Origin of the sequence: Iningainema tapete BLCC-T55, assembly GCF_014698965.1 — a bacterium.
In the GTDB taxonomy this organism is placed as follows: domain Bacteria; phylum Cyanobacteriota; class Cyanobacteriia; order Cyanobacteriales; family Nostocaceae; genus Iningainema; species Iningainema tapete.
On sequence record NZ_JACXAE010000060.1, the window covers coordinates 24,159 to 38,035 of the forward strand.

Genomic DNA, 13,877 nt, shown 5'->3' on the forward strand with positions numbered 1-13,877 from the left:
CCAACTATGTCTCCGGCGACGCCAAATCCAGTGCTGCCAGTGCTGTCACCGATCAGATTTTAGCCGTTGCTGGTAAATGTGTCCGATACGTCAGGGTTAACACCATTGTCACTATTGAGATTAGAGGCAATGATCGGATTCTGTACGCTGTTAGAGCCAGTTCGAGAGTACACACCTCCACCATTGGCTGCTTGATTCTGGGTCAGGGTACTAAACAACAGCGTTACTGTACCATTGTAATCGTTAAATATGCCACCACCATTTTCGGGTGCTGAATTACCGCTGATGGTGCTGTTGATGATGGTAATGTTGGGTGTATCAGACCGAATACTACCGTTAAAGATGCCCCCACCGGAGCCGAAGTTACCAGTTACCGAATTACCACTGACGTTACTGTTGTTCAAGAGAAATTTGCCACGGTTAGAGATGCCGCCGCCGCTATCAAATCGCGAAGATAACGACGAGTTGCCACTGATGGTGCTGTGATTCACTGAGATACCACTACTGTTAGAGATGCCCCCGCCAAACTCTGACAAGTTGCCACTGATGGTGCTGTGATTCACTGAGATACCACTACTGTTAGAAATGCCGCCGCCGCCAAACTCTGACGAGTTGCCACTGATAGTGCTGTGATTTACCGAGATTGTTCCACCTGTGTTAGAGATGCCGCCAGTGCCTGTGCCATTAGTTGTTCTGTTACTGCTTATAGTGCTGTTATTTACCGAAAGTCTACCCGTTTTAAAGATGCCCCCGCCGTTGGGGTTGTTGATAATGCCCCTGTCATCGATGGATATTGCTGAACTATCGCGAATAATGCTGTTATCTAGGATTAAGGTACTACTGTTCCTAATTCCATCACCATTGTCACCCACACGACCATCAGCAATAATCAAACCATTGAGCCTCACTGTTGCTTCTTCTTCAATCTCAAACACTCGTGAGGTATTATTGCCACTGATAGTTACCAAATCTCCTCCTGTTAACGTATCCCGTGGAGCGATAATGCTCAAGTTGTCGGTGATATCTAGTTCTCCACCAGTTAGGGTAATGGTTTCTACGGTGGAAAATAGCGCTCGCTCGAACACAATCGTGTCTTCACCATCATCAGCATTTGCGCTGATAATCGCTTCTCGTAGACTCGTCACGCCGTCGCTATCATCCAACACATCTGCTGTACTGTTTACAGTAATGATGGCATTGAGGTTTTGAGATAAAATCCCTACACCAAGTAAATCTTGTACATTGTCGGAGAATACTGGTGTAGAAAATGCAATGGGTGTCAATTGATAATCTGTGGTAGAGCCTGGGATAACCATAAATTTAACTGCGGTGGTTTGTGCTATCTTTAGACATCAGGTTTTACATTATTAAGTTTTATACCTCTACCACTATATTGTTTACAAAAATTTATTAACTAATGTTTAGATAAAAAACAGTCACCCCGATAAAATACTGAATGTTAAAACACCTCTATTCCTCATTCGATGCCAAATTTCCTTTGTAACCGTTTAAATGATTGATACATTTGGGGCAAGTAGTTCATAATCACGGCTACTTTTAAATAAGTTTTGTGCGGGATAGCTGGAGTGCCTGATACTATTTCTCCTGGGGCGACATCACTGAGAATTCCGGTTTGTGCAGAAGCCATCGCTCGATCTCCCATTTTTGCCTGATTAGCAATTCCTACTTGTCCTGCTAAAATTACGCCTTTACCTAATTTCACCCCACCTGCCAAACCTGTTTGTCCTGCAATAGCACAACCTGCTCCTACTTGGCAACCGTGTCCTATTTGAACTAAATTGTCAACTTTAGTACTGCGGCATATCCGTGTTTCACCTACTGAAGGACGGTCAATAGCTGTATTGCAGCCAATTTCCACGGCATCTTCTAATACAGTGTAACCGGATTGTTCCATTTTTACCCAACCTTTGGATGTCGCAACAAAGCCAAAACCTTCAGCACCGATGACAGCCCCACTGTGAATAACACAATCTGCACCGATGCGGGTACGTTCGTGGATGGTACAATTGGCATGTAGGGTAGTGCGATCGCCAATAGTGGTTTGGGGATAAATCACAACATTTGGATGAATACAAACTCCATTACCAATTTCCACCTCTTCTTGAATGACTACATGAGCGCCGATATGAACATCTTGACCTATTTTGGCGCTATGATGGATTACAGCGGTGGGATGAATTTCTGGAGTAGGACGCCAAGGCTGATAGAACACAGAGATAGTTTTCGCAAATACTAATCTTGGTTCTGATGTTGCAATCCAGGCAATACCAAGCGCTTGGGCTTGGGTTTGTAATTCTTCAATTTGAGGCAAAATTAAAGCACTGGCACTGGTTTTCCCAACCATAGCAGCGAATTTTGCTCCTTCAATATAACTAATACTACCACCAGTTGCTTCATCAATTGCTGCTACAGTAGCAATTTCTGGATCATGAGAGTTTTCTCTGAGACTATTAACTGTAGCTAAATCGCCTAATTTTTGAATAATTTCACTAAATTTCATAGTTGTGTATATGATAGACGTAGAGACGCTCCACCGGAGCGTCTTTCTGTGATTATTTCAGTAGTAAATAGAATAACCTACCATTACCACCTGTAACGCCAGCACGATCGCCTGCTAATTTACCAGTACCCATAAAATAGTCTACCCGTCCTGGTCCTTTAATTGCGCTACCTGTATCTTGGTCAAGCACAAAACGGTTAACATTACGATACACCAATTGTCCACTTGGAGTAGGATAAGGTATTTTGGTGTTAATAAGTGCTAGCGCTCCTGGAGGCATGAGAGATTTATCTGTAGCAATAGAACGTTCTGCTGTTACTGGTACACGAATACTACCTTGAGCAGGGCTACCATTAGTTTCTCTAAAAAAGACAAAACGTTCCCACCGGGGCAAATAGTTATTCATCTCCCTGGGATTTTGCTGAAAAAAGCGAGTTATTCCAGGCATAGATAAACTTTTTGCGGGTAGTTTGCCATCTTTAGACAATTCTTTGCCGATACTAGTCCAAGGATAATCTGTTCCACCAGCATAACCAACAGAAGTTGTAGTACCATTAGTTAAGCGGATTTGAGAGGAACCCTGGATATGGATCATATAAGCATCCCAGCGATCGCGAAACCACAACAGTTCCATACCGCGCAGACGACTTTTATTGCCTAGTAAACCATCTTTACCTTCTAAATCCACTCGTTTGGGATGAGGTTTGCTCCAGTTGTCAAAATCTGGGGGCTTACGGTATATAGGATACTTGTATACTGCTGTGCGCACACGACTAGCAGTATACATTGGTTCAAAGTATGCTGTGAACTTGACAGTACCCTTGCCATCATTACCAACAGATTGATAAAAGACAAACTCTCGTTGCACAGCAGCTTGTAGTTGTGCCGGGGAGTTAGAGTTAATCACCAATTGGCGGAAACGTAGCAAACTATCACGAATCCTGTCAAGGGTGATTTCCTTGACAGGATAATTTTGATACGCTGCCATAGCCTCCGGAGTTGCTAGATAACGCAGACTGTTATCAATTGAGTTTAACAGTGCTGTGCGATCGCCTTTTCTACCATTCTCATCCCAAATTTGCTCATCCCAACCCAAGCAACTAGATCCTGGGGTAATACAATTAGCTTCTAGATTAACTAATTCTAGCGGTGGTAGTATCCCTGGTTCAATCGGTATTGGTTGTGGTGGGATGTCAGGATACTGAGCAAACACTGACATGAGAGGATTTAAAAGGGCAATTAAGAAACCTAAGAAAACTAAAGCAAGCGTTTTTCTCATATATTAAGTAAATCTTTCCACACTAGAGCTAAAAATTGGTTCTACTCGGATTGCCACAATCCGTGCGGGACGGATTACCATATATTCACCCTGAATATTTTTTATTGGCACATTAATAAAATCTTCAGACGCTGATTTTGGCATTAGTTCACCACTATACCACTTCTGAAAATCTTGGATTGTGGGAAAACGCACCTCTTCCCGATGCCCACTTTCCATCATCAGGTGTATCGCGTATTCATTTGCTGTTCTTACCATATTTTTGCATCATTTGAAACACATCCAATCTATTCTCAACTACGCTATCCCAGAATGGGAAGAGGGTAATCTCTCACTCCCCCACTCACTTACACCGACGGTTATTGCTGTGGTAACAGTTCCCTGTTTCTTGTAAGCTTGTACAGTTAGTCTGTTAAAATAGCGCCTTATGTCGATTATTGCTCTCAAGGCATGGTATCTTGAGAATTATCAGCCCATACTCGAATTGGAAAAACGTCCCCCAGACATTAGACTCAGTAAAAAAAGCCTGCTGAAATCAGCATTGAGAGCAGATTTCTTAGAAGAAAGTGAAGTTGTGAAGAAATCAACTTGGTTTGGGCGCTATTTGGAAGGAGAAAATGTAGAATTTTATATTGAGGGTAGTGGTGGTTATTCTGTCGCCAATATTGATTTAATCAGTCACGAAATTTATTTTACTAAACAAGTCATACTAGCACAGCTAGACCCGACTATTTTTTTGTGCTATCAAACTGAGTATCAAACGTCAAGTGAGATTATACGAGAAGAATTACTTTCTAGTTTAGAAGTATTGAACTTGCGATCGCGTCTTCCTCTCAAGTTAGTGCAATCTTACCGCCCTAAAGAAGCTCCATTGCGTTTGGGTAGCGCTTTAATGCGAAAGATTCGTAAGAGCTTGTTATTTATAGCCGACACTACGCCGATTGCTAGCATGGAAAAAAAACAAGCTACACAGTTAATTCCCAGCCCAAATGTTTGTGTAGAAATAGGCTATGCTATGCAAAGCAAACGCTCTGAGCAAATCTTATTAACTCAAATGCAGCGCCCAGATTTATCAGGAGAGTTTCCTTTTGACTTAGCATCGAAGCAAATTTTACAATTTACTAATAGTACAGAACTACACAAAATCCTACCCCAAGTGATTGAAACTCAACTGATGCGGTTTAAATTGTTTATTTAAACCAGGCAGAGGGCAGAAGGAGGAAAAGACAATTTTTAATGATAACCTATTTATCTTCTGCCGTATGGTAGATTAAAAAAAATTAAAAGGTAAATTATTATGGATAGTTAGTAAACTGATAAATTGTTAACCTACTACGCTAGATAGATGCGGTTACGAAATCTTCAATGCTAAAAGTCAACCGCTTGTGCCAAAACAACCAAGAGCAAACTTCATTACTAAAACTGGTTGCACAAGCAGCGAGTTTCCTTACTATAGCGATCGCTTGCATGGTAATGGTGATTAGGGGACTAAACTGGGACAAAGGTTTCTTCATTGTCTCGACAATGAATGCAAATGCAGCCTTATGCTTCATTTTGGCGGGAGTATCTTTGTGGCTATCTGTTTGGGGCGTAGGGGAGGAGAATAATACCTCGCTAACAATTCCACAGACACTGTTGTCTAGGTTGTGCGCATTAGGTGTGTATATAATTGGTTGGTTGACACTGAGCGAGTGGTTATTTGGTTGGGATATAGGAATTGATCGACTTTGGATGACATCTTCCCCCGAGCGAATGGGGTTGAACTGTGCAATAAATTTTATACTACTAGGTAGAGCGTTAGAGCTTTTAAGTATATCAAAAACTGACCGTTCTTCTTGGTATGTCCAGATTTTTGCCGTCTTCGTTGTCGTCATTTCTGGAGTAGCCCTGATGGGTTATACCTACAATGAGCCAATTCTCTACAGCATACTGCCAACAACTTCACCAATGACGTTACTTACAGCAGCTACCTTCATTGTACTAAGTGTAGGAATTTTGTGGACGCGAGCAGATAAAGGTTTCATGCGGTTGGTGACGAGCGATACTTATAGTGGGGTGCTGGCGCGTCGTTTGTTAGTGGCGACAATTGTAGTACCGTTATTACTAGGATGGATAATTCTGCAAGGACAACTGGCAGAGCTTTATGAGTCGGGATTGGCAATATCTCTGCTGGTAATAGTACTGGTGAGCAGTTTTTGCGTGTTAATTGTGTTGAATGCGGGATTAGTAGAAGGACTAAGCAATGAACGCGATCGCGTTAAAATAGCGTTAAGAGAGAAAGAAGAAAAACTGAACAGTTTATTTGAAGCCAACGCGATCGGTATTTTGTTTGGTAATGTTGATGGTGGGATTCAGCAAGCCAACGACAAATTTCTGGACATAATTGGTTATGATCGAGAGGATTTAGTTGCTGGGAGAATCAGCTGGATTGAGATTACGCCCCCAGAGTATCTGGAGTTAGATAAGCAAAGAATTGCCGAAGCAAAAGCAGATGGTGCTTGTCTACCCTACGAAAAAGAATACATTCGTAAAGATGGAACTCGCATCCCTATTTTGGTAGGTTATGCTTTGTTAGGGGAAAATCGAGTTGAGTCAGTTGCCTTTATACTAGACTTGAGCGAACAAAAGCGTGCAGAAAAAGCCTTACGCAATACTGAAGAGAGATTTCGCTTAGCTGTTGACAACATCCCTGATATTTTTTCCATTTACGATGCGCAATTGCGGTTTCAGTTTTTGAATGCTGAAGGATTGCGACGCATTAACAAGTCAAAAGAAGAAGTTTTCGGATGTACTGATGAGGAAATCTTCCCACCAGAGTTGACATCAGGTTATATTGATATTCTCAAAACAGCAAAATATTCACGCACTGCCCAAACAAAGGAAGTTACAGTAAACTTACCAGGGTATGGCAAGTTTATTTCATTAATTAAATATATCCCCATTCTGGATGACAAGGGAGAAATTTATCAAATTCTCGGTTTCGCGGAAGACATCACAGCTCGTAAGCAAATAGAAGAAACTCTGATTAATCAGCAAAAATGGTTGGAAGAGGTGCTAAACTTGATGCCAACGCCGCTGCTGTTGATTGAACCTGCTACAGCAAGGGTAATGTTTGCCAATAGAGCGGCTGACGAAGTAGCAGGAGGCAAGTTTCCCCTAGCTAACTCTATAGCTGAGTATCAGACAATTTACTACTCTACTGACAAAGCCGGAAATCCTATTCCAAATGAACTTACTCCTGGAGTAAGGGTAGCAAGGGGTGAGAGAATAGAAGGACTGGAATTAGATTGGCACACACCAGCAGGTATTCGTTCCCTGCTGGTATTTGCTGATACCCTACCTGCAATGCACGGTCATCAAGCAACTTGTGTCTTGGTATTTCAGGATATCACTAATCTGAAGCGAGTGGAGAAAGCTTTGTCTTTGGGTTATCAGCGGCTGCAGTTACTATTTAACGCTGCTAGCGATTTACTGTCAAGTCAGCAACCAGTAGCATTAATTGATAGCTTGTTTAGAAAACTTTCTGAGCAGATTGGTTTGGATGTTTACTTTAACTATTTAATTGATGAAAAATTAGTGTTACAGCTAGCTTCTTACAGTGGCATCTCTGAAGAAAAAGCAAAAGAAGTTCAATCGCTAGAGTTGGGGAAATTGGTGAGTGGAGATGTAGCTTACCACCGCACGCCAATTGCGATAGAAGATGTACAGCAATCAATCAATCCCAAAGCTGAGTGGATTCGCTCTGTGGGAATTACAGCATACTATAGTTACCCGTTAATCGCTCAAGGGCAGCTTTTGGGGACGATGAGTTTTGGTAGCCGCAGTCGGTTAAAGTTTAGCCAAAATGAAATAGGGATGATGCAAGCAGTTTGCGATCAAATTGCCATTGCAATGGAAAGAGCTAGGTTGATTGCTTCTTTACAACAGCAAACTGAGCAGCTCAGAGAAGCAAATCGGATGAAAGACGAGTTTCTGGCAATATTATCTCATGAGTTGCGATCGCCTCTCAATGCGATTCTTGGTTGGGCGCAACTTTTGCGTTCCCGCAAGCTAGATGAAAAGAAAACTGCTCAGGCAATCGAGACAATCGAGCGCAATGCCAAAGCGCAAACACAGCTCATCGGAGATTTACTCGATATCTCGCGCATGATTAGGGGTAAGTTACGACTGAATATCCGTAATTGTGATTTAGTTCCGATTGTCGAAGCCGCGATTGAAACTGTACGCCTAGCCGCTGAAGCGAAGAAAATTGATTTGAAATTTTCCCTCTCTCCCACACCAGAATCACAGAATGCACAACTTAACAATGCCATAAACAAGGGAACCCAGGCAAAATTCTTAGTTTCTGGCGATGCCGAGCGCTTACAACAAGTAATTTGGAATTTATTATCCAATGCGATTAAGTTTACACCAAATAATGGCAGGGTAGAAGTACTGCTTTCACAAAGAGTAGGTGAGACAGCTCTGCATCCGGGTTTCCCGAAGCAGACGACTGCCAACCCGGAGGGGGAGCCGGGGAGTAGGGGGGGAGTAGGGGAAACTGCCCAAATTACCGTAACTGATACAGGTATGGGAATTAATGCTGAATTTCTGCCTTACGTATTTGATCGATTTCGTCAAGCAGATAGCTCTAGCACAAGACCTCATAGTGGACTAGGATTAGGATTGGCGATCGTTCGTCATTTAGTAGAATTACACGGCGGCACTGTCCAAGTAAATAGTTCTGGGGAAGGTAAAGGTGCAACTTTTACTGTTACACTACCACTTGTCGAAGAAATTAGGGGAGTAGGGGTGATGAGGAGTAGAGGAGAAGAACACTCTATCCAAATACTTGATTCTAACTCCTGTGTTACTTTACCTTTACTAAATAATGTTAAGGTTTTGGTTGTCGATGACGAAGATGACACTCGTGAGTATATTACTATAGTATTGCAACAGTGCCAAGCTCAGGTGAAAGCAGTCGCATCAGCTCGAGCCGCCTTGGATGTGATGCAAGAATGGAATCCAGATGTTTTAGTTAGCGATATCGCTATGCCTGAGCGCGATGGTTATTCTTTAATTCGTGAAGTACGCTTGCGCGAAGTCTCTAGAAATCAAAGAAAAATTCCCGCAGCAGCACTAACAGCTTATGCTAGAGCAGAGGATCGCACACGAGCAATCAAGGAAGGTTTTCAAATGCATGTACCAAAACCTGTTGAACCACTTGAATTAGCGACAGTCGTTGCTAGTTTAGCTGGACGCACCTAAATGTATGGTAATATACTATATGCAGAGGCAAATAGCCTTTTGCGCCAAGCAAAAAAAAGACCCCAAAGGGGTACTTGAATACGTAGTAGTTGAGTTTTTGGAGTTACTACACCCGGATATTAACTTGTCAAACAAATCTATAACTCTGCCTTTTGGCAGATTTATGACATTAATATCATAAAAAAACCCCGGTTTTACTGGGGTTTAACTTTGTCAACCTCTACTACCTGTTGGGGTATGACATGTTCTAGTGGTAATTAATATTCTCAAGTAAAGCAATTAGTTCTGCTTCGTCCAGAAGAAGTAATGCCTAAATACGTAATAACCTATACAAGATACCCTACTTCTTAGAGAAGTCACGCCCCAACGGGAGCGTCAAAAATCATGCTGACTTTTGACTTTTGACTTTTGACTTTCCGCAGGGTGGTCGGGTATCTGAACCTTTCAGGATAAAATTATGACTGAGACATCATGTCAAAAAGCATAGCTATGGATATTAAAACTTTACCTACCCAGCCGTTTACCGATCAAAAACCTGGTACCTCTGGGCTGCGCAAGAAAGTTTCTGTGTTTCAAAAGCCTCATTATCTAGAAAACTTTATTCAGTCTATCTTTGACAGCTTAGAAGGATATCAAGGAAGTACTCTCGTTGTCGGTGGCGATGGTCGCTACTACAATCGTCAGGCAATTCAAGTTATCCTAAAAATGGCAGCCGCTAATGGCTTTGGTAAAGTCTTAGTGGGACACTGTGGTATTCTTTCTACCCCAGCAACATCTTGCATTATTCGCAAGTATAACACATTCGGTGGTATAATCCTCTCCGCTAGCCACAATCCTGGTGGTCCAGATGGAGACTTTGGGGTAAAGTATAATACAAGTAATGGTGGTCCTGCTCCAGAAAAGGTGACGGAAGCTATCTATGCACGTAGTAAAGTAATTGATAGCTACAAGATTATTGAAGCTCATGATGTAGATATTGATACATTAGGACCAGGGAAGGTAGGTGACATGGTGGTGGAAGTAATTGATTCCGTAGCCGACTACTCAGAGCTAATGGAGTCACTATTCGATTTTTACCGCATTCGCGAACTCCTCACCAATGGTAAGTTTCGCATGTGCATGGACTCTCTGCACGCTGTCACAGGTCCTTACGCTCACCGCATTTTTGAACAACGTTTGGGCGCACCTTCTGGTACTGTGAAAAATGGTACACCATTAGAAGATTTTGGGGGTGGACATCCTGACCCAAATCTGGTATATGCACATGATTTGGTGGAAATTCTATTTGGCGAGAATGCGCCAGACTTTGGTGCAGCTTCCGATGGCGATGGCGATCGCAACATGGTTTTGGGTAGCAACTTCTATGTTACTCCCAGTGACAGTTTAGCAGTATTAGCCGCCAACGCCAAACTTGTCCCCGGTTACAGTTCTGGTTTAGCTGGGATAGCTCGCTCTATGCCTACTAGTCAAGCACCAGATAGAGTAGCGCAACATTTGGGGATTGATTGTTACGAAACTCCCACAGGATGGAAATTCTTTGGTAATCTCTTAGATGCAGGCAAAGCAACTTTGTGTGGCGAAGAAAGCTTCGGCACAGGCTCTAACCATATCCGCGAAAAAGACGGACTTTGGGCAGTGTTATTCTGGTTGAATATTTTAGCAGTACGCCAACAGTCGGTGGAAGAGATTGTTAAAGAACATTGGCAAACCTACGGGCGCAATTACTACTCCCGTCATGATTATGAAGAAGTGAATAGCGATCGCGCTAATACTATGATTGAAAAACTGCGCTCTTCTTTACCTTCATTGAAAGGAAAACAATACGGTTCTTATCAGGTTGAATATGCCGATGATTTCAGCTACACTGACCCTGTAGATGGTAGTGTTAGTCAAAAGCAGGGTGTTCGCATTGGCTTTACTGATGGTTCGCGAATTGTTTTCCGTCTGTCTGGTACTGGTACTCAAGGTGCGACTGTGAGAATTTATTTAGAAAGTTATGAGGCTGATGCGGGGAAACATAATCTTGATCCGCAGGTGGCTTTAGCTGATTTGATTGGTATTGCTGATACGGTGGCTGGGGTACGAGAGTATACGGGGATGGATAAGCCGACTGTGATTACTTGATTTGTACGTAAAAGCTAATATTTACTTCGCGCTCTTTGCGTCTTCGCGGTTAATTAATTGAACCGCGAAGGCACGAAGAGCGCGAAGGAAGAAGTAAGGAGGATTATATGACTGCATCAATGGAGCCACAAGTTGGGTTACAATTTGAGGATGATCGCACTGGTTTGAGTGTTGAGACTCTGCGTCGGGCAATGGCTGATAATTTGTTTTATGTGCAGGGTAAGTATCCGGAGATTGCTAATAGGAATGATTATTATTTGGCGTTGGCTTATACTGTGCGCGATCGCTTGATTCAGCGTTGGATTAGTACTACTAGGGCTTATGTGAAGCAGGGTGTGCGGGTTGTTTGTTATTTGTCGGCTGAGTTTCTTTTGGGTCCCCATTTGCGAAATAATCTGATTAGTTTGGGGATTTATGAGCGGGTGCGTGAAGCTGTTGAGGTGTCGGGGTTGAATCTTGATGAGTTGGTTGAGCAGGAGGAGGAGCCTGGTTTGGGTAATGGTGGGCTTGGGCGTCTGGCTGCTTGTTATCTGGATTCTATGACGGCTCTGGAGATTCCGGCGATCGGTTATGGGATTCGCTATGAGTATGGTATTTTTGATCAGGAGATTCGTGATGGTTGGCAGGCTGAGATTACTGATAAGTGGTTACAGTGGGGTAATCCTTGGGAAATTGCTCGTCCTGATGTGTCGTTTGAGGTGAAGTTTGGTGGTCAAACTGAGTTCTATAATGATGAGCGGGGATGGGGCATTCGTTGGATTCCTAATCAAATCGTTAAGGGTATAGCCTACGATACTCCGATTGTTGGGTATAAGGTGAATACTGCTAATGTTTTGCGTCTTTGGAAGGCGGAGGCTCCTGAGTCTTTCGATTTTCAAGCTTTTAATGTGGGTGATTATTACCGCGCTGTTGATAAGAAAGTAGTGTCGGAAAATATTACTAAGGTTCTTTATCCTAATGATGAGCAGCTTCAAGGTAAGCAGTTACGGTTGGAGCAACAATACTTTTTTGTTTCTTGCTCTCTTCAGGATATGATTCGTGTTCATTTGCTGACTGGGCAAAGTTTGGATAATTTCCATGAAAAGTTTGCTGTGCAGCTTAATGATACTCACCCAGCAATTGGTGTTGCTGAGTTGATGCGCCTTTTGGTTGATGAGCATCGCTTTGATTGGGATCGTGCTTGGCAGATTACTCAAAATACTTTTGGTTATACTAATCATACTTTACTTCCAGAGGCTTTGGAAAAGTGGTCGATTAGTTTGTTTGGTAGTCTTTTACCTCGTCATTTGGAGATTATTTACGAAATTAACAGTCGTTTGTTGGATGAGGTGCGGCGAAAGTATCCTTATGATCAAGGTAAGGTGGCTAGGTTGTCTCTGATTGATGAGTCTGGTGAGAGATACGTGCGCATGGCTAATTTGGCTTGTGTTGGTAGTCATGCTATTAATGGTGTCGCTGCTTTGCATTCGGAGTTACTCAAGCAAACTATTTTACGAGATTTTTATGAGTTGTTCCCACAGAAGTTTACTAATGTAACTAACGGAGTTACGCCACGCCGTTGGTTGGTTTCGAGTAATCCCCGGTTGACTGGTTTGATAACAAGCAAGATTGGCGATGACTGGATTAAGCATCTTGAGGAATTGAAAAAATTGGAAGCTTTTGTTGATGATGCTGGTTTCCGTCAACAGTGGCGACAAATTAAGTTGGATGTGAAGGGTGATTTGGCGAAATATATTGAGCAGCGCACTGGGATTGTGGTGAATCCAGAATCTTTATTTGATGTTCAAGTTAAGCGTCTTCACGAGTACAAGCGTCAACATCTCAATGTTCTCCACATCATCACATTGTATCACCGCATCAAGCAAAATCCAAATATCGAAGTTACACCCCGTACTTGCATTTTTGGTGGGAAGGCTGCACCAGGCTACTACATGGCAAAGTTAATTATCAAGTTAATTAATGCTGTCGCGGAAGTTGTTAATAATGATGTGGATGTGCGCGATCGCCTTAAAGTTGTCTTCATCCCAGATTACAATGTTACTTTAGGACAAAGAGTCTACCCTGCTGCTGATTTATCAGAGCAAATCTCTACTGCTGGGTTTGAGGCTTCTGGTACGGGAAATATGAAGTTTTCTATGAATGGCGCACTAACTATCGGTACTCTCGATGGTGCGAATGTGGAAATTCGTCAAGAAGTAGGAGCAGAAAACTTCTTTTTATTTGGATTGACAACTGAGGAAGTCTCTCACCTCAAGACAAATTACCATCCTTGGGATTACTATAACTCTAATCCTCAACTGCGAGAAGTCATCGATTTGATTTCTTCAGGTGTTTTCTCACGGGGTGATACAAACTTGTTCCGCCCGCTCATCGACAATCTACTTCAACGCGATCCCTTTTTGTTACTTGCTGATTATCAATCATATATTGATTGTCAGGCACAAGTAAGTCAAGCTTACCGCAATCAAGAGCATTGGACAAAGATGTCAATTTTGAATGTAGCACGGATTGGGAAATTTTCGAGCGATCGCTCTATTCGTGAGTACTGTCAGAATATCTGGAAGGTAGAACCTGTTAAAGTTGAACTAGAAGCCTACGTTCAATCGCAAGCAGGTTTGAAGGTTTAGAGGCGTAGGGGGGGTAGGGGAGCAGAGGAGATTATGAATTTGAATTCTCCCTTTCTCCCCGACTCCCTTTCTCCCTATC

At 42.6% G+C, this 13,877-nt stretch carries 8 protein-coding genes; 4 read left to right on the forward strand and 4 right to left on the reverse strand.

Annotation, left to right across the window (positions count from 1 at the left end; genetic code table 11):
• Positions 1–59: 59 nt before the first annotated feature.
• The 4 genes from ICL16_RS17225 to ICL16_RS17240 all read right to left on the reverse strand — a co-directional run bounded on the left by ICL16_RS17225 (position 60) and on the right by ICL16_RS17240 (position 4,058).
• The gene (locus ICL16_RS17225) at positions 60–1,316 is read right to left on the reverse strand and encodes a CSLREA domain-containing protein (protein WP_190829944.1); all 1,257 of its coding nucleotides are present in this window, start codon (positions 1,314–1,316) and stop codon (positions 60–62) included.
• Positions 1,317–1,477: 161 nt separating this feature from the next.
• On the reverse strand, positions 1,478–2,521 hold the full coding sequence (gene lpxD, locus ICL16_RS17230) for a UDP-3-O-(3-hydroxymyristoyl)glucosamine N-acyltransferase (RefSeq protein ID WP_190829947.1): 1,044 nt from the start codon (positions 2,519–2,521) through the stop codon (positions 1,478–1,480).
• Between the two features lie 52 nt (positions 2,522–2,573).
• A complete protein-coding gene (gene mltA / locus ICL16_RS17235) occupies positions 2,574–3,800 on the reverse strand; it encodes a murein transglycosylase A (RefSeq protein WP_190829949.1) in 1,227 nt (408 codons plus the stop codon).
• Between the two features lie 3 nt (positions 3,801–3,803).
• Positions 3,804–4,058 carry a hypothetical protein gene (locus ICL16_RS17240; protein ID WP_190829951.1) on the reverse strand — a complete coding sequence of 85 codons (255 nt, stop codon included), beginning with the start codon at positions 4,056–4,058 and terminating at the stop codon, positions 3,804–3,806.
• Between the two features lie 169 nt (positions 4,059–4,227).
• Here ICL16_RS17240 and ICL16_RS17245 point away from each other — a divergent pair, with 169 nt between their 5' ends.
• The 4 genes from ICL16_RS17245 to ICL16_RS17260 all read left to right on the forward strand — a co-directional run bounded on the left by ICL16_RS17245 (position 4,228) and on the right by ICL16_RS17260 (position 13,798).
• A complete protein-coding gene (locus ICL16_RS17245) occupies positions 4,228–4,998 on the forward strand; it encodes a hypothetical protein (RefSeq protein WP_190829953.1) in 771 nt (256 codons plus the stop codon).
• Between the two features lie 167 nt (positions 4,999–5,165).
• Positions 5,166–9,047 (forward strand): PAS domain S-box protein, encoded by a 3,882-nt coding sequence (locus tag ICL16_RS17250; protein ID WP_190829955.1) that lies wholly within the window; start codon positions 5,166–5,168, stop codon positions 9,045–9,047.
• Positions 9,048–9,536: 489 nt separating this feature from the next.
• Positions 9,537–11,171: an alpha-D-glucose phosphate-specific phosphoglucomutase gene (locus ICL16_RS17255; RefSeq protein WP_190830112.1), complete on the forward strand. Its 1,635-nt coding sequence runs from the start codon at positions 9,537–9,539 to the stop codon at positions 11,169–11,171.
• A gap of 107 nt (positions 11,172–11,278) precedes the next feature.
• Positions 11,279–13,798: a glycogen/starch/alpha-glucan phosphorylase gene (locus ICL16_RS17260; protein WP_190829957.1), complete on the forward strand. Its 2,520-nt coding sequence runs from the start codon at positions 11,279–11,281 to the stop codon at positions 13,796–13,798.
• Positions 13,799–13,877 lie beyond the last annotated feature (79 nt).

Coding starts and splice junctions, on each gene's coding strand:
- ICL16_RS17225 (WP_190829944.1), bottom strand. CDS start 1,316: ATGGTTATCCCAGGCTCTACCACAGATTATCAATTGACACCCATTGCA.
- lpxD (WP_190829947.1), bottom strand. CDS start 2,521: ATGAAATTTAGTGAAATTATTCAAAAATTAGGCGATTTAGCTACAGTT.
- mltA (WP_190829949.1), bottom strand. CDS start 3,800: ATGAGAAAAACGCTTGCTTTAGTTTTCTTAGGTTTCTTAATTGCCCTT.
- ICL16_RS17240 (WP_190829951.1), bottom strand. CDS start 4,058: ATGGTAAGAACAGCAAATGAATACGCGATACACCTGATGATGGAAAGT.
- ICL16_RS17245 (WP_190829953.1), top strand. CDS start 4,228: ATGTCGATTATTGCTCTCAAGGCATGGTATCTTGAGAATTATCAGCCC.
- ICL16_RS17250 (WP_190829955.1), top strand. CDS start 5,166: ATGCTAAAAGTCAACCGCTTGTGCCAAAACAACCAAGAGCAAACTTCA.
- ICL16_RS17255 (WP_190830112.1), top strand. CDS start 9,537: ATGGATATTAAAACTTTACCTACCCAGCCGTTTACCGATCAAAAACCT.
- ICL16_RS17260 (WP_190829957.1), top strand. CDS start 11,279: ATGACTGCATCAATGGAGCCACAAGTTGGGTTACAATTTGAGGATGAT.